This window comes from Thermoflexus hugenholtzii (assembly GCF_018771565.1).
Lineage (GTDB): Bacteria > Chloroflexota > Anaerolineae > Thermoflexales > Thermoflexaceae > Thermoflexus > Thermoflexus hugenholtzii_A.
This window is the reverse complement of the sequence record NZ_CP076326.1, coordinates 2592668-2615926: the sequence shown is the minus strand read 5'-3', so window position 1 is coordinate 2615926 and position 23259 is coordinate 2592668. Positions and strand designations below refer to the sequence as shown.

At 69.0% G+C, this 23259-nt stretch carries 25 protein-coding genes and 1 tRNA gene; 9 read left to right on the top strand and 17 right to left on the bottom strand.

Features of this window, described 5'->3' with window-relative positions; genetic code table 11:
• Positions 1–3: 3 nt before the first annotated feature.
• Positions 4–987 (bottom strand): hypothetical protein, encoded by a 984-nt coding sequence (locus tag KNN16_RS11845; protein ID WP_303897135.1) that lies wholly within the window; start codon positions 985–987, stop codon positions 4–6.
• 179 nt (positions 988–1166) lie between these two features.
• Here KNN16_RS11845 and KNN16_RS11840 point away from each other — a divergent pair.
• From KNN16_RS11840 to KNN16_RS11830, 3 genes are all read left to right on the top strand, one after another.
• A tRNA-Leu gene (locus KNN16_RS11840) sits at positions 1167–1252 on the top strand.
• Positions 1253–1285: 33 nt separating this feature from the next.
• Positions 1286–1753, top strand: a complete 468-nt coding sequence (locus tag KNN16_RS11835; RefSeq protein ID WP_299285832.1) for a pyridoxamine 5'-phosphate oxidase family protein — start codon at positions 1286–1288, stop codon at positions 1751–1753.
• Positions 1750–2532, top strand: coding sequence for an ABC transporter permease (locus tag KNN16_RS11830; RefSeq protein WP_303897134.1), 783 nt, complete (start codon positions 1750–1752; stop codon positions 2530–2532). The genes KNN16_RS11835 and KNN16_RS11830 overlap by 4 nt, the downstream gene beginning before the upstream one ends.
• 604 nt (positions 2533–3136) lie before the next feature.
• On the opposite strand, the gene KNN16_RS11825 is transcribed toward KNN16_RS11830, so the two are convergent.
• The 3 genes from KNN16_RS11825 to KNN16_RS11815 all read right to left on the bottom strand — a co-directional run bounded on the left by KNN16_RS11825 (position 3137) and on the right by KNN16_RS11815 (position 7128).
• A complete protein-coding gene (locus KNN16_RS11825; protein WP_303897133.1) occupies positions 3137–3343 on the bottom strand; it encodes a type II toxin-antitoxin system VapB family antitoxin in 207 nt (68 codons plus the stop codon).
• 405 nt (positions 3344–3748) lie between these two features.
• Positions 3749–4708 (bottom strand): threonine/serine dehydratase, encoded by a 960-nt coding sequence (locus tag KNN16_RS11820; RefSeq protein WP_303897132.1) that lies wholly within the window; start codon positions 4706–4708, stop codon positions 3749–3751.
• A gap of 74 nt (positions 4709–4782) precedes the next feature.
• Positions 4783–7128 (bottom strand): endonuclease MutS2, encoded by a 2346-nt coding sequence (locus KNN16_RS11815; RefSeq protein ID WP_303897131.1) that lies wholly within the window; start codon positions 7126–7128, stop codon positions 4783–4785.
• A 110-nt stretch (positions 7129–7238) separates the two neighbouring features.
• Between KNN16_RS11815 and hpt the strand changes: the two genes are divergently transcribed.
• Together hpt and KNN16_RS11805 are read left to right on the top strand one after the other, a co-directional pair.
• Positions 7239–7769 carry a hypoxanthine phosphoribosyltransferase gene (gene hpt, locus KNN16_RS11810; protein WP_299282990.1) on the top strand — a complete coding sequence of 177 codons (531 nt, stop codon included), beginning with the start codon at positions 7239–7241 and terminating at the stop codon, positions 7767–7769.
• A gap of 10 nt (positions 7770–7779) precedes the next feature.
• Positions 7780–8007, top strand: coding sequence for a hypothetical protein (locus tag KNN16_RS11805; protein WP_303897129.1), 228 nt, complete (start codon positions 7780–7782; stop codon positions 8005–8007).
• Between the two features lie 16 nt (positions 8008–8023).
• Here the strand turns inward: KNN16_RS11805 and KNN16_RS11800 are convergent, their stop codons facing one another.
• The 12 genes from KNN16_RS11800 to KNN16_RS11745 form a co-directional block, all read right to left on the bottom strand.
• Complete coding sequence (locus KNN16_RS11800; RefSeq protein ID WP_303897128.1) at positions 8024–9094, bottom strand: glycosyltransferase family 1 protein; 1071 nt, start codon at positions 9092–9094, stop codon at positions 8024–8026.
• 8 nt (positions 9095–9102) lie between these two features.
• On the bottom strand, positions 9103–9771 hold the full coding sequence (locus tag KNN16_RS11795) for an HAD family phosphatase (protein ID WP_299282982.1): 669 nt from the start codon (positions 9769–9771) through the stop codon (positions 9103–9105).
• A gap of 9 nt (positions 9772–9780) precedes the next feature.
• The gene (locus KNN16_RS11790) at positions 9781–10596 is read right to left on the bottom strand and encodes a DNA methyltransferase (RefSeq protein ID WP_299282980.1); all 816 of its coding nucleotides are present in this window, start codon (positions 10594–10596) and stop codon (positions 9781–9783) included.
• 51 nt (positions 10597–10647) lie between these two features.
• Positions 10648–11799 (bottom strand): N-acetylglucosamine-6-phosphate deacetylase, encoded by a 1152-nt coding sequence (nagA, locus tag KNN16_RS11785; RefSeq protein WP_303897127.1) that lies wholly within the window; start codon positions 11797–11799, stop codon positions 10648–10650.
• Between the two features lies 1 nt (position 11800).
• Positions 11801–12121 (bottom strand): non-heme iron oxygenase ferredoxin subunit, encoded by a 321-nt coding sequence (locus KNN16_RS11780; protein ID WP_303897126.1) that lies wholly within the window; start codon positions 12119–12121, stop codon positions 11801–11803.
• Between the two features lie 26 nt (positions 12122–12147).
• Positions 12148–12960: a selenium-dependent molybdenum cofactor biosynthesis protein YqeB gene (yqeB, locus tag KNN16_RS11775; protein ID WP_299282972.1), complete on the bottom strand. Its 813-nt coding sequence runs from the start codon at positions 12958–12960 to the stop codon at positions 12148–12150.
• Positions 12961–12974: 14 nt separating this feature from the next.
• Positions 12975–13841: an alpha/beta hydrolase gene (locus KNN16_RS11770; protein ID WP_303897125.1), complete on the bottom strand. Its 867-nt coding sequence runs from the start codon at positions 13839–13841 to the stop codon at positions 12975–12977.
• A gap of 21 nt (positions 13842–13862) precedes the next feature.
• Entirely contained in the window at positions 13863–14570 is a 708-nt protein-coding gene (locus KNN16_RS11765) for a metal-dependent transcriptional regulator (RefSeq protein WP_299282968.1), read from the bottom strand.
• 110 nt (positions 14571–14680) lie between these two features.
• The gene (locus KNN16_RS11760) at positions 14681–15430 is read right to left on the bottom strand and encodes a class I SAM-dependent methyltransferase (protein WP_299282965.1); all 750 of its coding nucleotides are present in this window, start codon (positions 15428–15430) and stop codon (positions 14681–14683) included.
• A gap of 26 nt (positions 15431–15456) precedes the next feature.
• On the bottom strand, positions 15457–16575 hold the full coding sequence (gene aroB, locus KNN16_RS11755) for a 3-dehydroquinate synthase (RefSeq protein WP_303897123.1): 1119 nt from the start codon (positions 16573–16575) through the stop codon (positions 15457–15459).
• Between the two features lie 15 nt (positions 16576–16590).
• Positions 16591–17775, bottom strand: a complete 1185-nt coding sequence (gene alr, locus KNN16_RS11750; protein WP_303897122.1) for an alanine racemase — start codon at positions 17773–17775, stop codon at positions 16591–16593.
• Between the two features lie 37 nt (positions 17776–17812).
• A complete protein-coding gene (locus tag KNN16_RS11745; RefSeq protein WP_303897120.1) occupies positions 17813–19234 on the bottom strand; it encodes an N-6 DNA methylase in 1422 nt (473 codons plus the stop codon).
• Positions 19235–19353: 119 nt separating this feature from the next.
• Here KNN16_RS11745 and KNN16_RS11740 point away from each other — a divergent pair, with 119 nt between their 5' ends.
• Together KNN16_RS11740 and KNN16_RS11735 are read left to right on the top strand one after the other, a co-directional pair.
• Positions 19354–19599, top strand: coding sequence for a Trm112 family protein (locus KNN16_RS11740; protein ID WP_299282954.1), 246 nt, complete (start codon positions 19354–19356; stop codon positions 19597–19599).
• Between the two features lie 14 nt (positions 19600–19613).
• Positions 19614–20195: a HEAT repeat domain-containing protein gene (locus KNN16_RS11735; RefSeq protein ID WP_299282951.1), complete on the top strand. Its 582-nt coding sequence runs from the start codon at positions 19614–19616 to the stop codon at positions 20193–20195.
• Between the two features lie 24 nt (positions 20196–20219).
• Here KNN16_RS11735 and KNN16_RS11730 read toward each other — a convergent pair whose 3' ends face one another.
• Positions 20220–20876, bottom strand: a complete 657-nt coding sequence (locus tag KNN16_RS11730; protein WP_299282948.1) for a prepilin peptidase — start codon at positions 20874–20876, stop codon at positions 20220–20222.
• A 336-nt stretch (positions 20877–21212) separates the two neighbouring features.
• Here KNN16_RS11730 and greA point away from each other — a divergent pair, with 336 nt between their 5' ends.
• On the top strand, positions 21213–21686 hold the full coding sequence (gene greA / locus KNN16_RS11725) for a transcription elongation factor GreA (protein ID WP_088571724.1): 474 nt from the start codon (positions 21213–21215) through the stop codon (positions 21684–21686).
• A gap of 9 nt (positions 21687–21695) precedes the next feature.
• Positions 21696–23234 (top strand): lysine--tRNA ligase, encoded by a 1539-nt coding sequence (gene lysS / locus KNN16_RS11720; RefSeq protein ID WP_299282941.1) that lies wholly within the window; start codon positions 21696–21698, stop codon positions 23232–23234.
• The last annotated feature ends 25 nt before the right edge of the window (positions 23235–23259 follow it).

Below are 23259 nucleotides of genomic sequence, written 5' to 3'. Positions count from 1 at the left end.
CGCTTAATCCTCCTCGCCGGCGGATCCCGCGGGCAGCCCCGCCCACGCGCGGTAGGCCAGGGTCCAGACGGTCTCCGCATAGGTGACGATGGGCGCCATCAGCGCCCGGCTGAGGAGGACCAGGCAGAGGGCCCCCGCGATCAGAGCGACGCCGAACCGGAACATTGTGGAGATCTCCACAGGCCCTCCGCGCCCGAAGAAGACGGCCAGCGCGGCGCCCGTGAAGAGCAGGAGGGGGATCGCGCTCAGGAAGCTGAGGAGGAACTCCGTCACCCCCAGTACGCCGACGTCCAGGACCAGCCAGGTCAGGAGGAGGGCCCCGATGCGGCGCAGGCCGAGCTGCAGCCCCCGGCGCAGGGCGGCGATCCACGGCAGGTCCTCCAGCAACGCCGCCCGCAGGGCCAGGCGGGACCACAGGTGCATGACCGCCGTTAGGATCAGCAGACAGCCCAGCGCGAGGAAGAAAACGAGGAAGGCCAGGACCAGGCCGGCGATCCGCGCGCCTTCCTGGCGGGCGAGGAAGAACAACAACGTCCCGCCCACCATCCCGAGGACCAGGATCAGGGTAAGGAGGAAGCCGGGGGCGCCCAGCACGATCATGATCCCGATCAGTCGCAGGAAGCGAGCCGCCGCCCGACGCCCCAGGGGTGCGAGTTGCGGGGAGCGCCCCGCAGCGGCCTCGCCGGCTCCCAGGATCAGCGCCCCCTGGGCCCAGAGGGCCAGCAGCTGAAGCAGGAGGGAGAAGGCGATCAGCCCCAGGATCGTGAGCAGCATGAGGGGCCAGTTCTGATCCAGCCACCGGCGCACGGCCTCCGGGAAGCCGGGGGGCCACGGCTGAGGCGGCATGGAGGTTCTGAACGAGAAGTTGAAGTTGCCCGAAAGGCGCGGCGCGCCCGTGCCCAGGGCGGTCAGGACGCCGAAGAGCCAGAGGGATTTATACCGCCATGTCAGCGAGAGCCCGCGGGACAGCCACTCGCCCAGCTCCATCGTGACCCTCCTCGCCGGGGATGGGAGCGTCTCCGATGCGACCGGATCCTCTACGCCTCTATGATAAGGCGATCTCCCCGGAGGTCCCAGACGCTTGAGCGGGCAGGGATCCTGCTTCAGGCCGGTGATCGTTTCGCAAAGGGGCGTGGACGGTGATAAGATAGAAATGCCGCTCCCATGGGCCGGTGGCGGAATCGGCAGACGCGGCAGACTTAAAATCTGCTGCCCCGGGAGGGGCGTGCGGGTTCGACTCCCGCCCGGCCCACCTGAGATGCAGCGAGCCCGGGATCGTTTCTTTATGGAACCGGTCGCGACCCACACCGGGGAGATCTGGGAGGCGGTGCTCCGCTTCCTCAGCCAGCGCTCCACCCTCACCCTGGCCACGGCCGACGAGGCGGGCCAGCCCTACGCGGCTTCTCTCTATTTCGTCCACGACGATGGGTTACGGCTGTATTTCTTTTCATCCCCCGAGAGCCGCCACACCCGTCATCTCCTGAACCGCCCGGAGGTCGCCGTCACGATCCACGGGGAGCCGTGGGACTGGCGGACCATCCAGGGCCTCCAGCTGACCGGACGGGCGGATCCGGTGGAGGACCCCGAGGAGCAGGCGCAGGTGATGGCCCGCTACCGGGCCAAGTTCCGCTTCGTTGAGGAGCTGCCCCAGGCCCTGGCCCACGCTCGCCTCTACCGCATCACCCCGCGCTGGGTCCGCTGGATCGACAACACCCGGGGCTTCGGCTATCGGGTGGAGTGGCGCCTGGGATGACCTACCTGCGGGTTCTCCTCCGTTTCTTTCAGGCGAACCTCATGGCGGCCATGGAATATCGGGCGGACTTCCTGGCCAATGCCCTGGTGGCGGTGGCGTCCTCCCTCTGGACCCTGGCCGCGCTGCAGGTGTTTTTCATGCACCGGCCGCGGCTGGGGGGCTGGCGCTACGAGGAGGCCCTCATCGTGGCCGGGCTCTTCATCGCCTTCGAGGGGATCATGGCCGCTCTCCTGCGCCCCAACCTGGAGGAGATCCCGGAGGCCATCCGCCAGGGGACGCTGGATTTCGTCCTGCTGCGCCCGCTGGACAGTCAGTTTCTGGTCTCCTTCCAGCGGATGCAGATCTGGCACCTCACGGATATCCTGCTGGGTCTGGGGGTGGTGGCCTGGGCCCTCGCCCGGCTGGGCTGGCCCCCGGCGGATCGGCTGCTCCTGTTCGGGGTGATGCTGCTCGCCGGCCTGGTGATCTTTTACTCCCTCTTGATGATCCTCATCACCCTCTCGTTCTGGTTCGTGGAGGTCGGCAACATCATGGAGCTCATCTACACCTTCTTCGAAGCCGGCCGCTTCCCGGTGACGGCGTTTCCCACCTGGGTCCGGATCGTCCTCACCTTCATCGTCCCCATCGCCTTCATCACCACGGTGCCCGCTCAGGCGGTGCTGGGCTGGTTGCGGCCGGCGGGGGTCGTGACGGGCCTGGCCATCGCCGCCGTCCTGTTTGCCGTCAGCCGGGCCTTCTGGCGCTACGCCCTGCGCCACTACACCAGCGCGGGGGGATGAAGGGAAAGGTCGCGGCGGAAGCTCCTACGGCATTGATCTTGTTGATCTTTTTGCAGGAGGGGCTTTAGCCCCGAACTTGGGGTCTTCGATGGCGCCAGGGTCGGGGCGAAAGCGGCTCCTGCAGGAAGAACCGTCGTCCTTCATGGCGCCGCCGGTCGCTTCTGACGGGAGGGCCTTCAACTCTGAACCCTCGTCTTCTTCGATCCTGCGAAGGTCGCGGCTGAAGCCGCTCCTACAGAGCATCGATCTTTTTGTAGGAGGGGCTTTAGCCCCGAACCTTCATTCTTGAGACTTTGTAGGAGGAGATTCCGCCCCGAACCCCGGTCTTCGCTGACACAAGAGGTCGCGGCTACAGTAATTGGATTTGATCTTCCTACTTAGGAGCAAGAAGCGGGGGGATGAACTTCCATGTTCTGGTTGCGCTCAAATGGAACGAGGAGCCAGATCCCGTTGGGAGGGTCCGCCGAAGTCCTCCATCACCTTGAAATGAGAATCTCCGAAATGCCACACCTCACAGCCATGGACCAGGGCGACGCCTGCGATGAGGAGGTCGGTAGTAGGCACGCGGCGGCCACCCCGTATGTATCGATCAGAATCCGAGCCATTAGCGTCCCTCCCGCATGCGGCGGAGATCTTCCTGAGTGAGCTCCAGCTCTACCGCTCCGGCGTGGCCCGCGATCTGCTTTCGCCGGAGACGGTGGATCAGCTCATGTAATGCCAGCTCGATGATCTCCTCCTTTGTTTTGGCACCGCTCAGCCGCTGCGCTTCCTCCAGCAGCCGTTCATCGATACGGACGATGACCTGTGTCATGGGTTTCTCTCCTCTGAAGGGTTTCAGAGATCATTCTAACCCGTCTCTTCGGAAGAGAGGAAAAGGTGGCGGCGGAAGTCGCTCCTGCAAGCATGGATGTCGCGATGAATTTCGGCTCACGATCGGAGAGGCTTCCGCCCCGAATTTCGCGTCCTCGATGGCGCCAGGGTCGGGGCGAAAGCGGCTCCTGCAGGAAGAACCGTCATCCTTCATGGCACCGCCGGTCGCTTCTGACGGGAGGGCCTTCAACTCTGAACCCTCGTCTTCTTCGATCCTGCGAAGGTCGCGGCTGAAGCCGCTCCTACAAAAATCGATCTTTGGTAGGAGGGGCTTTAGCCCCGAACCCGCGTCTTCGATGACGCAAGGGTCGCGGCTGAAGCCGCTGCTACAAGAAATGGCTTTCCTTCACAGGAAGCGGCGGAGCTGCTCCGGGGAGAGGTTGCCGCCGCTCAGGATCAGGGCGATGGTCTTCCCACGCACCTGTTCCCGGAGCCGCAGGGCGGCCATCAGCGGCGCAGCGCCTGCCGGCTCCGCCAGCGTCTTGGCCTTCTCCAGATAGATCCGCACGCCTTCCACCAGCTCTTCATCGTCTACCAGGATGAAATCGTCCAGCCCCTCCCACATGATCCGCTGGGGCAGCATAAACGGACGCCGCGTGGCCAGGCCCTCCGCCAGGGTCTCCATCGGCGCCTCGGTCCAGCGCCGGTGGCGCCAGGTGAGATAGGCCGCAGGGGCGCGGGCGCTCTGCACGCCGATGACCCGGATCGACGGGTTCAGGGTCTTGGCCACCAGGCACGCCCCCGCCGCTCCGCTGCCCCCGCCCACGGGAACGAAGATCATCTCGATGTCCGGCTGATCCTCCAGGATCTCCAGGGTTTCCGTGGCCACCCCGGCGATGAGATCCGGCTCATCCCCCGAGGAGATGTAGCGCAGACCCTCCTCGGAGGCCACGCGCTCGCAGTAGGAGCGGGCGTCGTCGAAATCCCGCCCGTGGACCCGGATCTCCGCGCCGTAGCTCCGGATGGCCTCCACTTTGACGGGATTGGCGTTCTCGGGGACCACAATCACCGCCCGGACCCCGAAGAGGGCGGCGGCGTAGGCAATGGACTGGCCGTGGTTGCCGGTGGAGGCGGTGATCACCCCTCGGGCCCGCTCCTCCGGCGAGAGACGGGACATCAGATAGATCCCCCCGCGCACTTTGAAGGCCCCGATGGGCTGATAGTTCTCGTGCTTGACGTAAACCCGGGCCCCCAGCAGCCGGTCCAGAGCCGGGTAGCGATGCAGGGGCGTGCGGGGCAGGAAGCGCCCCAGGACCTGCCGGGCCCGCAGCACGTCGGCGAAGGTGGGCATTTGATGTGCCTCCATTGGGCACCTCCGTTCCGGTGAGAGTCCTACTTGAAACAACCCGATGCAGGTCGAAATCGAATTTCGGCCTACGTTCACCGCGCCAGCCGCACGACGGTGGCGCCGTCGTCCGGGGTGGGCTCGAACGCCTCCACGTGAGGATGCCCTTTCAGGCGCTCCCGCACGGCCCGGCGCAGCGCCCCGGTGCCCTTGCCATGGATGATCCGCACGAAGGGCATGCCGGCCAGGAAGGCGTCGTCCAGGAATTTCTCAAGGACGGGGAGGGCGTCCTCCACCCGCATCCCCCGCAGGTCGAGGTCCAGGGCCACCCCGGCCGGCGGCGGAGGGGAGGGGGCGGCGGCCGGGGGCGGGGTGGGCCGTTCCCGGCGCTCCAGGTCTGCGAGGGGCATCCGCAGCCGCCAGCGGCCCACCTGCACGTCCGCCTCCTCGCCCTCGATGTGGAGGATCTCGCCTTCCGCCTGGAGGGGGCGCACCCATACGCGGTCGCCGATGGCGAAGGCGGGCCCCGCAGGGGCCTCCGGCGCCGCGGGCGGGGACGTGCGGAGGCTCCGGGCGCGGGCCCGCAGGGCCTCCAGGCGCTGCCGGGCGGCCTCCACCTCCGCCTGATGGATCCGCCGGACCTGCCGTCGGACGCGTTCCACCTCTTCTTGCGCTTCCCGGAGCAGCGCCTCGATCTGCTCCCGGGCCTCGCGGAGCAGCCGCTCCCGCTCCGCCTCGATGCGGGCGATGCGCTCGCGCCATTCGGCTTCCAGGGCGCGGGCGGCGGCCCGGGCCTGTTCAGCCTCCTCCCAGGCCCGGGCGGCCTCCGCTCGCAGCCGCTCGGCCTCCGTTAGCAGCGCCTCCAGGCGCAGGGCCTCCGGCGAAACATAGCGCTGCGCGCGGGCGATCAGGGCTTCGGGCATCCCCAGCCGGCGGGCGATGAGGAAGGCGTTGGAGCGCCCGGGAAGCCCGATGCGCACCCGATAGGTGGGGGCCAGGGTCTCCGGGTCGAACTCCACGCTGGCGTTGACCGCCCCCGGCGTGGTCTGGGCCCACAGCTTGAGCTCCGGGAAGTGGGTGGCCACCAGGGTGGTGGCCCTCCGCTCGTGGAAGTGCTCCAGCAGGGCGCGGGCCAGCGCCGCCCCCTCCATCGGATCCGTCCCCGCCCCCAGCTCGTCCAGGAGCACCAGGGAGCGGGCGGTGGCTTTCTCCAAAAAGCCCAGGATGTTGGTGAGGTGAGCGGAGAAGGTGGAGAGGTTCTGCTCGATACTCTGCTCGTCCCCGATGTCGGCGTAAATGCCGTCGAACACCGGCAGGCGGGAGCCCTCTGCCGCCGGGATGTGCAGGCCGCTCTGGGCCATGATCGCCAGGAGCCCTACGGTTTTCAGGGTCACCGTCTTGCCGCCGGTGTTGGGACCGGTGAGGATGAGCATGAACGTGGCGGGGTCCGGCGTGATGTCAATGGGCACCACCCGCTGGGGATCCAGCAGCGGGTGGCGGGCCTGGCGCAGCCAGAGGGGCGACTGGGTCCGTCGCTCGGGGGGCTCCTCCGGCCACGGGACGATCTCCGGGCGCTCCGCGCGCAGATCGATGGCGTAGCGGGCCTTGGCCAGCGCCAGGTCGAGATCCGCCACGGCCTCCAGGGTGGCGCGGATCTCCTCCGCCCGGGCGCCCACGGCGGCGCTTAAGGCGGCCAGGATGCGGGCGATCTCCTTCTCCTCCTGGGCCCGGGCCGCGCGAAGCCGATTCCCCAGCTCCACCACCGGCAACGGCTCGATGAACAGGGTGGCCCCGCTGGCGGAGACGTCGTGGACCAGGCCCGGGATCTTCCCCCGATGCTCGGCCTTCACCGGGATCACGAAGCGGTCCCCGCGCAGGGTGATCAGGGGCTCCTGCAGATACGGCGCGTAGCGGGGGTCCGCGAGGTAAGTCTGTAGCCGGCTCTGGATCTCCTGGGTCAGGCGGCGGATCTCGGCGCGCAGAGCCCGGAGGGCCGGGCTGGCCTCGTCCTTCACCTCCCCCGCCTCGTCCAGGCAGCGGGCGATCTCCTCCTCCAGTTCCGGGAACTCCTGCATGCGGGCGGCATAGCGGGCCAGATGGGGCCACTCCCCGGATCGCCGCAGCAGGGTCCGGCGGGCGCGCCGGGCCGTCTGCAGGGTCTCCCACAGGGCGAGGAGGTCGGCCGGGGAGAGGGTCGCCCCGTGCCGGGCTGCCTCCAGGTGGGGGCGGAGATCCCGGACCCCACCCAGGTCGAAGCCGGGCTCCCGGGCGAGGAGCTGGCGGGCCTCCTCCGTTTCGGCGAGCCGGGCAAGGACCTCAGCAGGGTCGGCGGAGGGGCGCAGGGCGCGGGCCTTCTCCGCGCTCCAGGGGAAGGCGGTGTAAGCCGCCAGCCGCTCCCGGATCTTGGGCCATTCCAGGGTGATCAGGTCGTGCTCGCGCACTACATCCTCTTCGCTTCGGGGATTCCACGGCATGATCATAACCCGAGTCTTAAAGGCAAGGGGCCCATGGGTATAATCGGGGCGGTGAACTTTGGGATGGGAGGCTGGCCATGCGGCCCCATCGGATCGAGCGGCTGATCGGCGCGGAGGAGCTGGCGGCGCGGGTGCGGGAGCTGGCGGCGCAGATCTCTGCGGATTACCGGGGGCAGGAGCTGCTGGTGGTGGGGGTCCTCAAGGGCGCCTTCGTGTTCTGCGCGGATCTCCTCCGGCACCTGGAGGGGGTGCGGGCTCAGGTGGATTTCATCGCCTGCTCCAGCTACGGGACGGCCACCGAGACCTCGGGGGTGGTCCGCATCCTGAAGGATCTCAACGCCCCGGTCACCGATCGGGATGTGTTGCTGGTGGAGGACATTGTGGACACGGGGTTGACGTTGCAGTATTTGCAGGCCCATTTGCGGAGCCAGGGCCCGCGCAGCCTGCGCACCGCCGTGCTCTTAGACAAGCCGTATCGCCGCCAGGTCCCCGTCCCCGTGGACTACCGGGGCTTTGAGATCCCGGATCTTTTCGTGGTGGGCTACGGGATCGACTGGGCGGAGCACTACCGCCACCTGCCCTACATCGGGGCGGTGCGTTTTCTGTGAAGCGGCGAGATTGGAAGGATTAGCGGAGGATCGCATCCTGGAGGTCCTGGACTTCATCCGTTTCCTGAAGTCCAGACAGGTGGAACATCCGCCGCTTCCGGGCTGCCGACCGACCCCTCAACCCGGAGCGCTCCGGATCCTGACCGAACTGGATCACATTCGGGCCCAGACCGAAGCCCGCTACGGCGTCTATCCGGGCGATCCGGTGCGGGAGGTTCGAGAAGCCCACGTGCGTTAGATCGAGGAAGCCTCGATCACCGGCCGGCCACCTGTTCGTAGACGCGGAGGGTGCGCCGGGCGGTCTCCTCCCAGGTGAACTGTCGGGCCCGGGCCGGCCCCTCCTCCTGCAGGCGCCGGCGAAGGGATGCGTCCTCCAGGACCCGGAGGAGGGCCGCCGCCCAGGCCTCGGGATCCCCCGGCGGGACCCGCAGGGCGGCGTCCCCCACGACCTCGGGCAGGCTGGCCGCGTCCGCGCACACCACGGGCGTCCCGCATGCCATCGCCTCCAGCGGCGGCAGCCCAAAACCCTCATACCGCGAGGGATACGCGAACACGTCCGCCAGGCGGTAGAGGGCGGGCAGGTCCTCCTCCGGGACGTATCCCAAAAGATGCACGCGCTCCGTCAGCCCCAGGGCCCGGATCTCCCGAAGCAGCCGATCGACCCACCAGCCGGGCTTTCCGGCCAGGACCAGATGATGGGGGATGCGACCGGCGATCCGCCCGAAGGCCGCCACCAGGGTGTCCAGCCCCTTGCGAGGCCCGAGGGTTCCCACGTAGAGGATCACCGGGAAGGCCAGGCCGTATTTCCGTCGGGCCGCTTCCCGGGCCTCCGGGGGGATCTCGGGATGGAAGCGCTCATCCACCCCCAGGGGGATCACGGTGATCCGCTCCGGGGGGATCCCCAGCCGGCGCTCCAGATCCCGGGCGGTGTGCGAAGAGTCGGCGATCAGGTGGTCCGCCCAGCACAGGCTGCGGGGCAGCCACCAGGCCCAGTAGAGGCGGGAGATGGGCGGGAGCTGCTCCGGGAACAGCAGGCCGATGAGGTCATGGACGGTCAGGACCACCGGGCAGGGCCGCCAGCGCGGGGCGTCGAACCCCGGCACGTGCAGCAGATCCACGCCGGCGGCGCGGGCCCGCCGGGGCAACAGCCACTGCTGCCAGCGCAGCCGCTGGTCGGTGCGCAGCTCCCCTTCCCGTTCCCAGGACAAAGGCACGTATTCGTGCTGGGGGGCCACCCGCAGCAGCGCCCGAAGCAGCCGGTCCGCGTATACACCGATGCCGGTCCTCTGCCCCCGTGTGGCCTGGACGTCGATGCCGATCCGCATCGCCCGGCTCAGCGAACGCCCACCTCGTCCAGGTGGCGCAGCAGGTCCGCGGGGTCCTCATACACCCGATACGCTCCTGCGCGCTCCAGTTCCTCTCGACCGTAGCCGCCTGACAGCAAGCCCACGCTGAGGGCGCCCGCCCGCCTTGCTGCCAGCATGTCCCAGACGCTGTCGCCCACCACCACGCACTCAGGGATCGGGACCCCCAGGCGGGCCGCCGCCGCGAGGAAGAGATCGGGGTCCGGCTTGGCGTATTGCACATCCTCCCGGGTGATCACCGGGATCCCCTCATCGACTCCCAATAGCTCCAGAAGGGGGCGGGCCACGTCGCGGCGGCCGCTGGTGGCGATGGCCCAGGGAATGCCGGCCCGGGTGAGGGCTTCGAGGAGCTCCCGGGCCCCCGGGAGCGGGCGCACCTGGGGGAGCAGCCGGGCGAAGGCCTCCGCGTGCTGCTCCTGGATCCGGTGGACCTCCTCCGGCGTCACCTCCCGCCCGGTCTCCCGCAGCAGGGCCCGCAACAGCAACCCCCCGCTCATGCCGATGCGGCGGTGGATCCGCCAGACGGAGAGGGAGATCCCCACCGCCTCCAGGGCCTCCCGCCACGCCAGCACGTGTTGATACACGCTGTCCACCAGGGTGCCATCCAGATCGAACAGGAAGGCCGGGCCCCGGCTCATCGTTCCCCCTTACCTTCCCCGTCGTTCGAAGAACATGACGTATTCGTGCTTGAAGATATAGAAGCGCCCCTTCAGGGCGCGATATCGCCACAGGTGATGCTGGCCTCGCTTGCCCCGGTTTTCCTGGATGTCTTTGACGCAAATGCTTTTGAGGCGGAACCCGTGGCGCAGCACGCGCTCCATCGTCCGGAAGCCCAGGGGGATCCACTCCCCCCGGGCGTATTTGTCCCCGATCACCAGCACCAGGAAGCGACCCGGTTCCAGCAGGGGGGCGAAGTTCGCCACCACCCGTTCGAAGGCCGCGTAGAACGCCTCCTCCGTGGGGGCGTTGGAGAGATCCCGCGGGTCCTCGCTGAACCGGATGATGTCGTGGTAGGGCGGATGCAGGATCAGGAGTTGAGCCCCTGAGAACCCCCAGCGCGCCATTATCTCCCGCACCCGCTCAGCCGTGGCGGGATCCGCACTGTCCCCAATCAGGATCTCGGTCTGGACCCCGTAAGGGTTGCTCTCCAGGCTGATCAGCCAGCGGGCCCGTTCCGCCACCCCGGGGACCAGCTCCACCCCGATGGCGTGGCGGCCCAGGCGCTTGGCCTCGATGAGGGTGGTGCCCAGGCCCATGAAGGGATCCAGGACCAGCTCCCCCCGCCGGGTGAAGCGGCGCATGGCCTGATAGGGGATCTGCGGGACGAAATTCCCCCAGTATTCTGGGGTGTGCATGCCGTGGTTCGCCCGGGGCCCCAGCAGCCACAGGCTGTCTGTGAGGATGTCCTCGTATTCCTCCCAGCGATCCAGGTCGAGGTCATGGATCGCTGCGCGAGCGGTCACGGTCCCCTCCCCGCTTGAGGATCTCGTCCGGGGATGGAGGCGACGCCCATCTTACACCACCTGCTCCCCGTGGATCCAGACGGCCCCGGGCGTTCCCCAGCGCTCCCACAGGACCAGGTCGGCGAAGGCGCCGCGGCGGAGCTGGCCCAGCCCTCGCAGCCCCAGGGCGCGGGCGGGGGTGAGGGTGGCGCTGCGCACCGCATCGAGGGGATCGATGCCCGCCTCCTCGATCAGCACCCGCAGGCCCTCGTTCATCAGGGCGGCCGAGCCCGCCAGGGTGCCCTCCGGGGTCTGGCAGCGCCCGTCGGCCACGATCACCTCGTAGCCCAGCCAGGTGTAACGCCCCGGCGGCAGGCCGGCTAAGGGGGCGGCGTCGCTGATCAGGGCCACCCCCGCGGCCCCCTTGACCCGGAACAGCAGCCGGAGGGCCGCCGGATGCACATGGTGCCCATCGGCGATCACCTGGGCGATCACTCCGGGCTCCAGGAGAGCGGCCGCGAACAGGCCCGGCTCCCGATGATGGAAGGGTCGCATGGCATTAAAGAAATGAGTCACCTGCCGGACGCCCCGGCGGATGGCCTCCATCGCCTGCTCGTAGGTGGCGTCGCTGTGCCCGATCACCGGGACGATCCCCCGGGCGAGCAGGGCCGGGATGGCGGCCATCGCTTCCCCCTCCTCCGGCGCGAAGGTCCAGAGGAGGATATGCCCGCCGGCCGCCTCCTGATAGCGGGCCACCGCCTCCGGGGTCAGCGGCCGAAACCAGGCCGGGTTGGCCATCCCCGGGCGCTTCGGCGAAAGGTGCGGGCCCTCGATGTGGATCCCGAGGATGCGGGCCCCGGGCGGCGGGGCCTGGATCACCCGGGCCATGGCCTGCAGCCGCTCCAGAACCTCCGCTTCGGGGAGGGTCAGGGTGGTGGGGACGAAGGCGGTGACGCCGTAGCGGGGGAGCCGCCGCGCGGCCTCCGCCAGCTCCGGCCCGAACATGTCCCGGCCCTCCACGCCGTGCACGTGGAGATCGATCAGACCGGGCGTGACCGGCCGACCCCCGGCGTCGATGCGGCGGGCCCCCGTCGGGATCTCCACCTCCCGCGTGGGGCCCAGGGCCAGGATCCGCCCATCCCCGAACACGATCGCCCCATCCGGGATGCGCCGGGTGGGGGTGTAAAGATCCGCGTGCAGGATGGCCACCACCGTCCCGTCCATCTCAACGACCTCGCATCGGCTCCGGGTTCACCCACACGCCCTCAGCGTCCACCCGAACCTCATAGACCGGGATGGGAACCACAGCGGGCAGCCGGAGGACCCGACCGGTCCGGATGTCAAAGCGGGCCCCGTGGCGCGGGCACTGGATGACATAGCCTTCCAGCTTCCCCTCCGCCAGGGGTCCGTCATCATGCGTGCACACATCCCCGAACGCGAACACTTGATCTCCCACCCGGGTCAGGGCGATCCGCCGACCCTCCACCGTGAACACCCTCGCCGTGCCCACCGGGATCTCCTCCAGAGCGGCCACACGGATCCACATCGCGTGCCTCCGGATACGAGGATCGCTCACGCCCACGGCAACATGCCCCGCGCCCGCAGAAGGCAGAGCACCGCCTCCAGCACCCCGCCCCCGACCGCCCACGCCTTGTCGGATACGGTGAAGCAATGCCGAACCTCCGCCCGGGGGTCGACGTCCCCCACTTTCATCCCAGGGACCACCTCCAGGCCGTCGGCCAGGATCCCCCGCAGCACCCCGGCGATGGCCGTCCGGACGGGTTCTTCCTCCACATAGGCCACGATCTCCCCCGCCTCCACGCGGTCTCCGATGCGACGGACCGCCCGGAAGCGCCCGGCCCGGGGGGCTCGCAGGACCCGCAGGACATCGTGGCCGCCGATGAGGCCGGGGATCCCGGTGTTGGGGAGGGCGCTCCCCTGGTAGTAAACCCGTCCCAGGTCGTGGCCGCGGGCCGTCTCGACCACAGCGTGGCAATCCACCCCGGCGGTGAAGCCCGGCCCCAGGGCCACCACCACCGGCGCATCGGTGATGGCGGTGCCGGTGTTGCGCTTGGCCATGATCGCGTCCACCACCACCTCCGGCCGAAGCCGCCGGATGCTGTCCCCCAGCGGATCCACCAGGACGGGGATCTCCCCCCGGGCCCAGAGGAGGGGGAACATCTCGGGATCTTCCACGCGCCGGGCGGTGTGGCCCTCAATGGAAATGGCACCCTCATAGACCGCGCTGGCCACCGCCACCGCCCGGCGGATGGCCAGGGGTTGCGGGAGCTCCGTGACCCAGACCCGGAAGCCGGCCCGGTGGAGCCGCAGGATGGCCCCCGTCCCCAGATCGCCTCCCCCTTTGACCGCCACCCGGATCTCCATCGAAGGGTTGCCCCTCAGCGCAGATGTTCCCGGAACCACTCGGCCACCAGCGGGACGGTTTGCTCGAGATACTCCAGCGGGAGCATGTGTCCTGCTCCTGGCAGGATCACCAGATCTTTACGACATCGCAGCCGTGCGGCGAAATCCCGATGGAGATCGGCGGAAAGGATCCGATCCCGCTCCCCGACCAGGATGCGGACCGGCGTGGCCATGGCCTCGATGGGAGGCTTGTCCGAAGGATCCAGGAAAACCGAAAGCCACGTCCGTAGCCGGTAAGCCCACACGCAGAGGGGGTCCGCCTGCCAGCGCCGGAGGTTCTCCGGCCGCTCGAAGACGTGGGAGGGCTCCAGGAACGCGCGCACCGGCACCGGCAGCCCACCCAGGATCCCCCGCAGCGGCCGCGCCGCTCGGGCCAGAGGCACCAGGACGAAATGGCGGCGCAGGTAAAGGGCAGGGCGGATGTCCCGCAGGTCCAGCACGTTGTGACACACGGCGGCGCGGATGCGAGGCTCCTCCAGGGCGGCGTAGAAGGCCAGGATACCGCCCATGCTCGAGCCGGTGATCCCCACCGGCCCGCCGAAATGCATGAGCGCGAAGTCCACCGCGCGACGGATGTTGCGGATGGCGTCCGCGTAGGTGAAATCCCCGCGTCGCCCTCCGCTCCGGCCGTGGCCCTGGAGATCCAGGCCGATGACGTGGAAGCCGGCCTCCGCCAGGGCGCGCAGGTAATCGCGCCCCGGGATCATCTCTGTGTAGAAACCGGCGTGGGCGGTCATCCCGTGGATGAAGATCAGGGTCGGCGCCCCCGGCTCCGCCTCGTAGAGGGTGAGGTGCAGGGGAAGCCCCCGATCCTCGATGAAGAGCCGGCGAGGGGCGATCATCGCAGCCTCCGGCGAGGAGATTCAGGAGGAGGCCCCGGAGGGCTCCGGCTCCAGGATCACCCGCAGGTGCTGGGCCAGCTCGGGCCCGATGATCACATCGTGTTGCGGAAGCCGGAGCCGCAGGGGGCCGTTGAACGGCGCCCGGGCGACCAGCTCGAAGGGAACGCCAGGGACCAGCCCGAGGGACCCCAGATAGCGTAGCTGTTCGGCATCTTCGGTTTTGACCCGCGTGATGCGCCCTCGGGCGCCGATGGGGATCTCGCTCAAGGGGACGTCCCCGAGGGGCGGGATCCATCCCTCCGGCGTGGGAATAGGATCCCCGTGGGGGCAGTGGGACGGGCGGCCGGCCACTTCATACATCCGCTCGCACAGCGCCTCGTCCACCGCCGGGTCCAGGCGATCCGCCAGGGCGTGCACTTCCTCCCATCCGATCCCCAGCACCCGGCTCAGGAAGGCTTCCAGGATGCGATGCCGGCGGATGCTTCGCAGCGCCTCCCGTTCCCCCGTCTCCGTCAACCGGATCCCGTGGCGGGTCCGCTGGATCCAGCCGTGGGACTCCAGGCGGTTGAGCATGCGGACGGCCGCGGTGAGGGTGACGTCCAGCCGGCGGGCCAGCTGGGTGGCCCGCACCGGCTCCCCCTCGCCGAGCCGGTAGATCTCGGCCAGATAAGCCCGCATCGCCGGGGTGGGCGACGGGGGCGGATGGTGGCGGTTCAGCGCATCCTCCATCGAACGGCGGTGACCTGCCTGGCTTTCGGAAGTTTCAGAGGAAGTGTAACACGGATCCCACGGGCTCTCAATGATGGGAAACAGGAGAGCCGCCTGCCGGAGGGCTCCGCTCAGCGCCGTCGGGCCACCACCAGCATCTGGGGGCTGTCCTCGCGGTAGGGGCTCAGGTCGTAGCTCCCGAACATCGCCTCCACCGTGAAGCCGCATCCTTCCAGCAGAAGCCGCAGCTCCCCGGGCCATACGAAGCGCATCGAGCTGGGGAAGGCCCAGCGTCGCCATGTCCCATCGGGGTTCAGGATCTCCACCAGGATCACCAGCTCCAGGCGCTGGGCGGCTGCGTCCACCCGCCGCGCTTCGAACCAGAGCAGGAGGGAGGAGCCTTCCTCCTGCCACCCGCGCAGGACCACCTGGCCGTGCTCGGCCAGGAACGCCGCGTCCGGGTTCAGGCAGTCCAGGAGCAGGAACCCTCCCGGCTCCAGGGCGCGGTGCAGATGGCGCAGGACCGCCTGCTGGGCCTCCAGGGAATCGAAGTGGAGAAAGGTGTTGAGGGGAATGAAGGCCATCGGATAAGGGCCGTCCGGGACGCCCCGGACCGCGTCGCCCTGGACCCAGCGGATGCGGTCGGCCACGCCGGCGGCCTCCGCCCGCGCCCGGGCCCGCTCCAGCATCGCCCCCGCGGCCTCCAGCCCCGTCAGGTGGAAGCCGGCGGCGGCCAGGGGCACGGTGAGCCGGCCGGTGCCGCAGCCCACCTCCAGCAACGGGGATCCGGCCCGCTCCGCGTAGCCCTGATAGAACGCGAGATCGTCCAGGAAATCCCCGAAGAACCGATCGTAGAACTCGGCGAAGGCTTCGTAGTTCACCGCTTCCGTCTCCTCGGGAGCAGGCCTTACGCGGTCTCCATCAGGGCCTGGCGCACCGCTTCCGCCGGCACATCCCCATAGGTGCGCACGAGGCCGGGCCGGTGAAGGAGCACGAAGCGCAAGCGCCCCGCCCGGCGCTTCTTGTCAGTCCCCATCGCCTCGATCACTTCCTCGGGTGTCGCCTGGATCCCGTAGCCGGACAGCCAGGCTTGCCAGCGGGTCGGCAATCCCAGTCCCTGGAGGAGCTTCTCCAGCTCCTGCGGGAGATCCGGCGTCTCCAGCAGGCCCAGCCGCGCCGAGAGGGCGGCGGCCGCTCGCATGCCGGTGGCCACCGCCTCCCCGTGGGGCACGCGGTAGCCGCTCAGGCGCTCGAAGGCGTGCCCGAAGGTGTGCCCCAGGTTCAGCTGCTCGCGCTCCCCCTGCGTCTCCCACGGATCCCGCTCCACGATCCGCGCCTTCACGGCGATGGCCCGCTCCAACAGCTCCAGCCGCTCCGGGCCTTCCGGCGGTTGCGCCCAGCGCGCAGGCGCCGCGCGCAATTGCTCCCACAGCTCGGGATCCCCGATGAGGGCGGCTTTCACCACCTCCGCCATCCCGTGGCGCCACTCCGATGTCGGGAGGGTGTCCAGCGCGGTGGGGTCAATCAGGAGCAGCCGGGGCGGGTAGAAGGCCCCCACCAGGTTCTTCCCCTCCGGGAGATCCACTCCCACCTTGCCCCCGATGGCCGCGTCCACCATCGCCAGGAGGGTGGTGGGCGCGCTGACGAAAGGGATCCCCCGCATATATGTGGCGGCGACGAAGCCCGCCAGGTCCAGGATCACGCCGCCGCCTGCGGCGAGGAGCGTTCCATCCCGCCCCAGGCCGGCCCGGACGAGCTGGCGGTAGAGATCGGCGGCGGTGGAGAGGGTTTTGGTCCCTTCCCCCGGCGGCAGGACGAGCTCCACGAAGGGGATCCCGGCTTGATGGAGGGCCTGTCGCACCCGCTCCCCCTGATGCGCCATCACCATCGCATCGCTGATCAGGGCGACCGGCCCTCCCAGCCCGGCCCTCACCAGGAGCTCTCCGCATCGATCCAGGAGGCCTGAGTCGATGAGGATCGGATGCGAGCGATCGGCTTCCGGGAAGCGCAGGTGAAGCGTCCGCATGGGGAGCCTGGGCCTTCAGGGGATCGCGAACGGCGAGGGGGCGGCCTCCGCGGGGGCGCCCTCCGTCGCCAGGGTTTCGCCGGATCGATACAGGCGAGGGACGCGAGGGGAGATCAGGGTCGTGATCTCATAGTTGATCGTGCCCGCCCATTCCGCCAGATCCTCCGCCCGGATCTCCTCGCTCCCCTGTCGTCCGAGGATCACCACCTCATCCCCCACGCGCACCTCGGGGATCCCGGTCACCTCCACCACGATCTGGTCCATGCTCACCCGGCCGCGGATCGGGGCGCGTTGCCCCCGGATGAGGACGGCCCCGCGGTTGGAGAGCGCGCGCAGGTAGCCGTCGCCGTAGCCGATGGGGACCAGCGCCATGCGGGCTTCCCGGTGCGCGACGAACGTCCGTCCGTAGCCCACCGATTCTCCGGGCGCCAGGGTCCACACCCGGATCACCCGGCTTTTGAGGGTCAGGGCGGGGCGCAAGGGGAAGGGGGGTTCCCACTCCGGAGAGGGGCGCATCCCGTAGAGAGCGAGGCCGGGGCGCACCGCCTCAAAGTGCGTGGCGCGGAAGCGCATCGTCGCCGCGCTGTTGGCGGCGTGGCGGAGCGGGATCCGGATCCCCGCCGCCTCCAGGGTCCCGATCACCTCCTCGAAGCGGCGCAGCTGGCGCATGGCGAACGAGGGGTCGCTTTCGTCCGCGGTGGCGAAGTGGGTGTAGAGCCCCTCGAGCGAAAGGCCCTCCATCCCCTGGAGCGCGCGCAGGAAGGGCAGCACCTCGGCGGGCAGCAACCCGGCCCGCCCCATCCCGGTGTCCACTTCGACGTGGACGGGGAGGATGCGCCCGGCGGCGCGGGCGGCCGCGCTGAGGGCCTGGGCGGCCTCCGGTGTGGAGAGCGTGGGAGTCAACCCCCAGCGGACGACCTCCGGCGCTTCCTCCGGGAGCAGCGGGGCCATCACCAGGATGGGGGCCTCGATGCCGGCCCGGCGCAGGGCGATCCCTTCCGCGATCCGGTGGACGGCCAGGCGGGAGGCGCCGGCGGAGAGGGCGGCCCGGGCGACCGGGACGGCGCCGTGGCCATAGGCGTTGGCCTTCACCACCGCGATCACCTCCACCCGATCCCCCACCCAGCGCTTCACCGCCCGCGTGTTCGCCGCAATGGCCTCCAGATCCACTTCCGCCCAGGTTGGGGACACTACCGTCATGGCTCCCCTGATGTGGTAGGCCGAAATTCATTTCGGCTTATAACCCCCGGCCTTCAAACAGGTGCTCCAGCTGGAGCACCTGTCTTCCCAACTCCTCAATGCGCATGTGGCCCTCCCGGGCGCGCCGGTGAAGGTCGCGATACGCCGCCGCGAAAGGCTCCTGCGCGGAGAGCGGAGGGACCGGGACCGGAAGCTCCCGCAGCAGGCGCTGCGGCACTGTGACCGTCCCGGTCCCTCGCCAGATCCGCTGCAGCGCCCGTCGGAAGAAGCCCGTCTGCGTCAGCAGGGCGAAGAACTCCGGCCGCATCCGGTCTGTTCGGAACCGGAGGATATAGAGGTAGTCGTCCGCAATTCCCTCCTCATCGTCCTCCAGCACCACGGCGGCCCGCCCGATGCATCCCACGCCGACGCGGACGAACAGCACATCTCCTTTTCGGGCCCGCGCCCCGGGGTGATCCATCGGGCTTCCCGGTCGAACCCTCCGCCCATCCCGGCGGAGGTCGATCCCCCATGGTGTCACGGTCTTCGCAGAGAGGAAGGGGATTCCGGACTCCGAGAAGACCCGTCGGGGCCCGTACTTCGCGTGCCCTCCCCGCATCTCATGCAGCAGCTCGCCGAGGGGGAGCAGCGGGAACGCTGCGGAAGGCGCGGGAGGCGTCAGATGATGCAGCGGGACCCAGGTATCCCCCATCGCTTCAAGGGGCTGACGGAACCCTTTCCCCTGACGGATCTCCTCGGAGATGTGGTCCAGGTCCTCCTCATCCTCCGCATGGGCCAGCCACACCGCCGATGGAATGCCGCCCTTGCGGGCGAACAGGATGCAGGTTTTCGCCGGGAAGAACCTTCGGGAGAGGCTGATGATGGCCAGCGGGCGAACGTGATGGAGCAGCCATTCCCGGACCCGTCGGCACGGCAGATTGGCGAAGAGGCCTTCCGGCAACACGATGGCTAAGACACCTCCCTCCCGAAGCGCCCGCACGCTGAGCTCCAGAAACAGCACCTCGATCGCTTCGCTTCGCCGCCCCGCCGCCAGCGCAAACCGTCCCAGCAACCAGGGGTCCTGCACGCGGCCGTACTTCGCAGAGAACGGCGGGTTGGTGGCCACCAGATCAAAGCGGTCCTCCAGCTCGCGCGCCCGCTCCAGGGCGTTGGCCCCGTGCAGGGAAACCTGAGGGAAAGCCCGGAGCCGCTCCCTCGCCGTCGCCAGGACCTCCGGATCCACCTCGATGCCGATCACCTCCGAGAACCCAAGACGGGCCGCCGGCTCCAGGAAGGCTCCATCGCCGCATGCGGGATCCAGCATGGAGACCGGGTGGGGAAGCCAGTCGAGGGCCATCTCCACCATCCACGCCGCCAGCCGCGGCGGGGTGAAAAACTGCCCAAGGACCTTCTCCCGGCGGCGGAAGTGCCGGTCGCGCTGCGTATCCACGGGCTCCCATCGCCAGGGTAACGGTTGCATCCGATCCTCTCCTGAAGAAGGCGCCGTCCGGGTCTCTCTTCCGAGGAAAGCGCGGAATGGGCCTCCTGTGCTATTATAGCCCGTGGCGGTGGGGATGCTTTTTCAAGGAGGCGAGATCGATGATCAGCCCGGAGCTCCTGGAGATCCTGCGTTGCCCTCACTGCGTGTCCGGCCCAACCCGGAAGGAGGGGCCCGATCCCGGGCGGCTGCAGCTGGTGCGGGATGCGTGGCTGGTGTGCCTGGAGCCGGATTGCGGGCGCAAGTATCCCATCCGCGACGGCATCCCGGTGATGCTGATCGAGGAAGGCGATAAGTGGCGCGACACCCCCGTCGACGCCCTCCCGGTCCCTCCCCCTGCGGCCTGAGGCGGAAGCCGCCGATGGACCTTCGCGCCTGGCGCCGGCGATGGCAGGAGGACCCTCAGGGCGCGGAGGCCCAGCTGTCCACCCTCCGGGAGGACCCGGAGGTCCTGGCGGCGTGGGTAGAGGATCTGCTCCGCGATCCGGATCCGGAGGCTCGGGCCTGGGCCTGCCGGCTCAGCGTGGAGCTCCCGGATGCGCGCGGGGAGGAGGCCCTGTTGCGGGCCCTTGAGGATCCGGAGCCCGAGGTGCGGGCGGCCGCCGCCTGGGCCCTGGGCGCGCGACCGCGGGAGGCGGAAGCCCCTCGCATCGCGCAGGCTCTCTGCGCCCGGCTCCAGGATCTCCCCTGGGTGGCCTGGGTGGCCGCGGAGGCCCTGGCCCGTTACGGGGAAGCGGCGCTGGATCCCCTGATCGAGGGCCTGCGCCACCCGAACCCCCAGGTCCGCATCCTCGCCGCCCGCGCCCTCGCCCGGATCGCCTCCCCCCGCAGCCTCCCGGCCCTGATGGCCGCCCGGGAGGATCCCAGCCTCCTGGTGCGTCATTTCGCCGAGGTGGGCCTCGACCGTCTCTTTCCCACCCAGTGGGTGTGGATGACCGGGTGAGGGACACACACGGGGCTCTCCGGGTCAGCTTCCGAACAGGACGAGGGCGCCTCCCAGGGCCAGGAAGGGGCCGTATGGAAAGGCCGTCTTCAGCGTCCCCCGCCGGGACAGCAGCAGCCCCAGGCTGAAGGCCCCGGCCAGCAGAACCCCCCACGACAGCGCCCGCAGACCCTGAGGGAAGCCGGTGATCAGCCCGATGAAGGCCGCCAGCGTCGCATCTCCGCCCCCGATCCCGCCCCGGCTGATGACCGCCAGCCCGAAAAAGAAGATGAAGGCGCCGACGCCCATTCCCCAGGCCCCGATGGCGCCCCCCTCCAGCCATGGGGAGACCGGGGCCGCCAGGGCCGCCAGGGCGATGGCCGGCAGCATCACCGCGTCGTAGATCCGCCGATGCTCCAGATCGGTGACGACCACGAGGGCCAGGATCGTCAGATACAGGGCGCAGAGGATCCCCCGGGGGGAGAGGCCGAAGCGTCCCAGGGCCAGCGCCCACAGCAGCGGCACCCCCGCCTCCAGGGCCAGCTCCCGGGCCCGCGGCCGCCGCCCGAAGCGAATCCACGCGGCCCAGGCGGACCGCAGCCGATGGGGAAGAACCCGGCGGGCCGGCAGGGCATCGGCCAGCCCGTTGGCCAGCATCCCGAGGGGCCATGCGAGGATCAAAAAGAGGGTCCAGAACGGCATATCCGGTTCGCTCCGGTGTGGATGCCCCATCAGGTGTGTCCCAATTTTGTCGGGCCTCGCCGCGTTGTAGGACAACTGCTCGCAGTTGTCCTACGATTTTGGGACACACCCTGCCCCATCGGCGGCCTTGTAGAAGCCATGGCCCCATGCTATAATGGAAGCGCCTGGCGAGAAACTGCCGGGCCCGGAACGATGGTTCCCATCGGATCCAAAGGGACATGGATATGGGCTCGCCTGGAGCGAAAGCAACCGGGAGCGCCTGGAACGGCGCTCTTCTTGTCTCTGGAGAGGGAGGCCCCCTTTCACCCCATTGATTTCGCAGATCAGAGAGGATCTATGAGCGAGCAGCCCATCTATCTGACTCGTGAAGGCTATCAGAAGTTGCTGGAGGAGCTGGAGTACCTGCGCACCGTTCGTCGTCAGGAAGTGGCCCGGCGGCTGAACCTGGCGATGGATGAGGGCAACTACGACGAGAACGCGGAATATGAGGCGGCCAAGAACGAGCAGGCCTTTGTGGAAGGCCGCATCATGATGCTGGAATCCATGCTCCGGCGCGCGGTGATCATCGAGGAGACCACCGGGCCCAAAACCTTCGTCACCCTGGGGAGCTGGGTGACCATCCAGGAGGAAGGGGGATCCACGCCGGAGCGTTATCAGGTGGTGGGCTCCGCCGAAGCCGATCCCTCCCAGGGGCGGATCTCCAACGAGTCCCCGCTGGGGCAGGCGCTCCTGGGCCACCGCGTGGGCGATGTGATCACCGTGAACGCCCCGGACGGCGTTCTCCGCTTCCGCATCCTCCGCATCGAGTAGGCGCCCGCCATGGCCCTCTTCCGGGATATCGTCCGCCGCCGTCTGGAGAAGGTCGCCCGGTTGCGCGCCCAGGGCATCGACCCTTATCCGCCCCGCTGCCGGCGCACCCATACCAGCGCCCAGGCCATCCAGGCCTTCCTGGCCGCAGGGGGGCAGGAGGACGCGGTGGCGGTGGTGGTGGCCGGCCGCCTCACCGCCATGCGGGTTATGGGGAAGATCACCTTCGCCGACATCCAGGATGGGGCGGGGCGCCTCCAGCTGTTCCTCCGCTACGATGACCTGGGAGAGGAGCGTTATCGTTTCTTCCAGGAGATGTTCGACCTGGGCGACTTCATCGAGGCGGAGGGGACGATGATGCGCACCCGGACCGGAGAGATCTCCCTGCGGGTCCGGGACTTCCGGATGCTGGCCAAGGCCGTCTATCCTCCGCCTTCCCGCTGGCACGGCCTCAAGGATGTGGAGACCCGTTACCGGCGGCGTTACCTGGACCTGATGATGAACCCGGAGGTCCGGGAGATCTTCCGGACCCGGGCGGCGCTGATCCGGGCTATCCGGACGTTCCTGGACCAGCGGGGGTTCCTGGAGGTGGAGACCCCGGTGTTGCAGCCGATCTACGGCGGGGCCTCGGCGCGGCCTTTCGTAACTTATCACAATGAGCTGAAGCAGCAGCTCTATCTGCGCATCAGCTTCGAGCTGTATCTCAAGCGCCTGCTGGTGGGGATGTTCGAGCGAGTTTATGAGATCGGCCGCGATTTCCGCAACGAGGGGATTTCCTTCAAACATAACCCCGAGTTCACCCAGATGGAGTGCTATATGGCCTACGCCGATTACCAGGACATGATGCGGCTGGCCGAGGAGATGATCGCCTTCGCCGCCGATCAGGTCCTGGGCCGTCGCACCCTGACCTACCAGGGCCATGAGATTGATCTCTCCCCGCCATGGCGCCGCATCCCCCTGCGGGACGCCCTGCTGGAGTTCGCCGGGATCGACATCGCGCAGCATCCCACCCGCGAATCCCTGGCGGAGGCCATGGCCGCCCGGGGCATCGAGGTGGATCCCCGGGCCAGCCGGGGCAAGCTGATCGACGACCTGATCTCGAAGTTCGTCGAGCCCAACCTCATCCAGCCCACCTTCGTCTACGATTACCCGCGGGACATCTCGCCCCTGGCCAAGGCCCGCCCGGACGACCCGGAGACGGTGGAGCGGTTCGAGGGGTTCATCGGAGGGATGGAGATCTGCAACGCCTTCACGGAGCTGAACGATCCCCTGGACCAGGAACAACGGTTCCTGGAGCAGGGGCGGGCCCGGGAGGCCGGGGACGAGGAGGCCCATCCCCTGGATGAGGATTACCTGGATGCCATGCGCTATGGGATGCCGCCGAACGGTGGGTTGGGGCTGGGGATCGATCGCCTGACCATGCTTTTCACCGATCGCCGCTCCATCCGTGAGGTCATCCTCTTCCCCCATCTCCGACCTCGGGAGCGCCGCCTGGATGAGGCGGAGCTGGAGGAGCTCACGGCCGCGCCGGAAACCGGAGGCGGCCAATAGGGATCCGGGCGCCTTCGCTGACCCG

What these genes read in the sequence shown, in the direction of transcription:
- KNN16_RS11740 (WP_299282954.1), top strand. Translation starts at nt 19,354, where the DNA reads ATGATCAGCCCGGAGCTCCTGGAGATCCTGCGTTGCCCTCACTGCGTG.
- lysS (WP_299282941.1), top strand. Translation starts at nt 21,696, where the DNA reads ATGGCCCTCTTCCGGGATATCGTCCGCCGCCGTCTGGAGAAGGTCGCC.
- KNN16_RS11820 (WP_303897132.1), bottom strand. Translation starts at nt 4,708, where the DNA reads ATGGAGGCACATCAAATGCCCACCTTCGCCGACGTGCTGCGGGCCCGG.
- hpt (WP_299282990.1), top strand. Translation starts at nt 7,239, where the DNA reads ATGCGGCCCCATCGGATCGAGCGGCTGATCGGCGCGGAGGAGCTGGCG.
- KNN16_RS11830 (WP_303897134.1), top strand. Translation starts at nt 1,750, where the DNA reads ATGACCTACCTGCGGGTTCTCCTCCGTTTCTTTCAGGCGAACCTCATG.
- KNN16_RS11735 (WP_299282951.1), top strand. Translation starts at nt 19,614, where the DNA reads ATGGACCTTCGCGCCTGGCGCCGGCGATGGCAGGAGGACCCTCAGGGC.
- KNN16_RS11795 (WP_299282982.1), bottom strand. Translation starts at nt 9,771, where the DNA reads ATGAGCCGGGGCCCGGCCTTCCTGTTCGATCTGGATGGCACCCTGGTG.
- nagA (WP_303897127.1), bottom strand. Translation starts at nt 11,799, where the DNA reads ATGGACGGGACGGTGGTGGCCATCCTGCACGCGGATCTTTACACCCCC.
- alr (WP_303897122.1), bottom strand. Translation starts at nt 17,775, where the DNA reads ATGACGGTAGTGTCCCCAACCTGGGCGGAAGTGGATCTGGAGGCCATT.
- KNN16_RS11825 (WP_303897133.1), bottom strand. Translation starts at nt 3,343, where the DNA reads ATGACACAGGTCATCGTCCGTATCGATGAACGGCTGCTGGAGGAAGCG.
- aroB (WP_303897123.1), bottom strand. Translation starts at nt 16,575, where the DNA reads ATGCGGACGCTTCACCTGCGCTTCCCGGAAGCCGATCGCTCGCATCCG.
- KNN16_RS11800 (WP_303897128.1), bottom strand. Translation starts at nt 9,094, where the DNA reads ATGCGGATCGGCATCGACGTCCAGGCCACACGGGGGCAGAGGACCGGC.
- KNN16_RS11835 (WP_299285832.1), top strand. Translation starts at nt 1,286, where the DNA reads ATGGAACCGGTCGCGACCCACACCGGGGAGATCTGGGAGGCGGTGCTC.
- KNN16_RS11845 (WP_303897135.1), bottom strand. Translation starts at nt 987, where the DNA reads ATGGAGCTGGGCGAGTGGCTGTCCCGCGGGCTCTCGCTGACATGGCGG.
- KNN16_RS11770 (WP_303897125.1), bottom strand. Translation starts at nt 13,841, where the DNA reads ATGATCGCCCCTCGCCGGCTCTTCATCGAGGATCGGGGGCTTCCCCTG.
- KNN16_RS11765 (WP_299282968.1), bottom strand. Translation starts at nt 14,570, where the DNA reads ATGGAGGATGCGCTGAACCGCCACCATCCGCCCCCGTCGCCCACCCCG.
- KNN16_RS11780 (WP_303897126.1), bottom strand. Translation starts at nt 12,121, where the DNA reads ATGTGGATCCGTGTGGCCGCTCTGGAGGAGATCCCGGTGGGCACGGCG.
- greA (WP_088571724.1), top strand. Translation starts at nt 21,213, where the DNA reads ATGAGCGAGCAGCCCATCTATCTGACTCGTGAAGGCTATCAGAAGTTG.
- KNN16_RS11730 (WP_299282948.1), bottom strand. Translation starts at nt 20,876, where the DNA reads ATGCCGTTCTGGACCCTCTTTTTGATCCTCGCATGGCCCCTCGGGATG.
- yqeB (WP_299282972.1), bottom strand. Translation starts at nt 12,960, where the DNA reads ATGGAGATCCGGGTGGCGGTCAAAGGGGGAGGCGATCTGGGGACGGGG.
- KNN16_RS11745 (WP_303897120.1), bottom strand. Translation starts at nt 19,234, where the DNA reads ATGCAACCGTTACCCTGGCGATGGGAGCCCGTGGATACGCAGCGCGAC.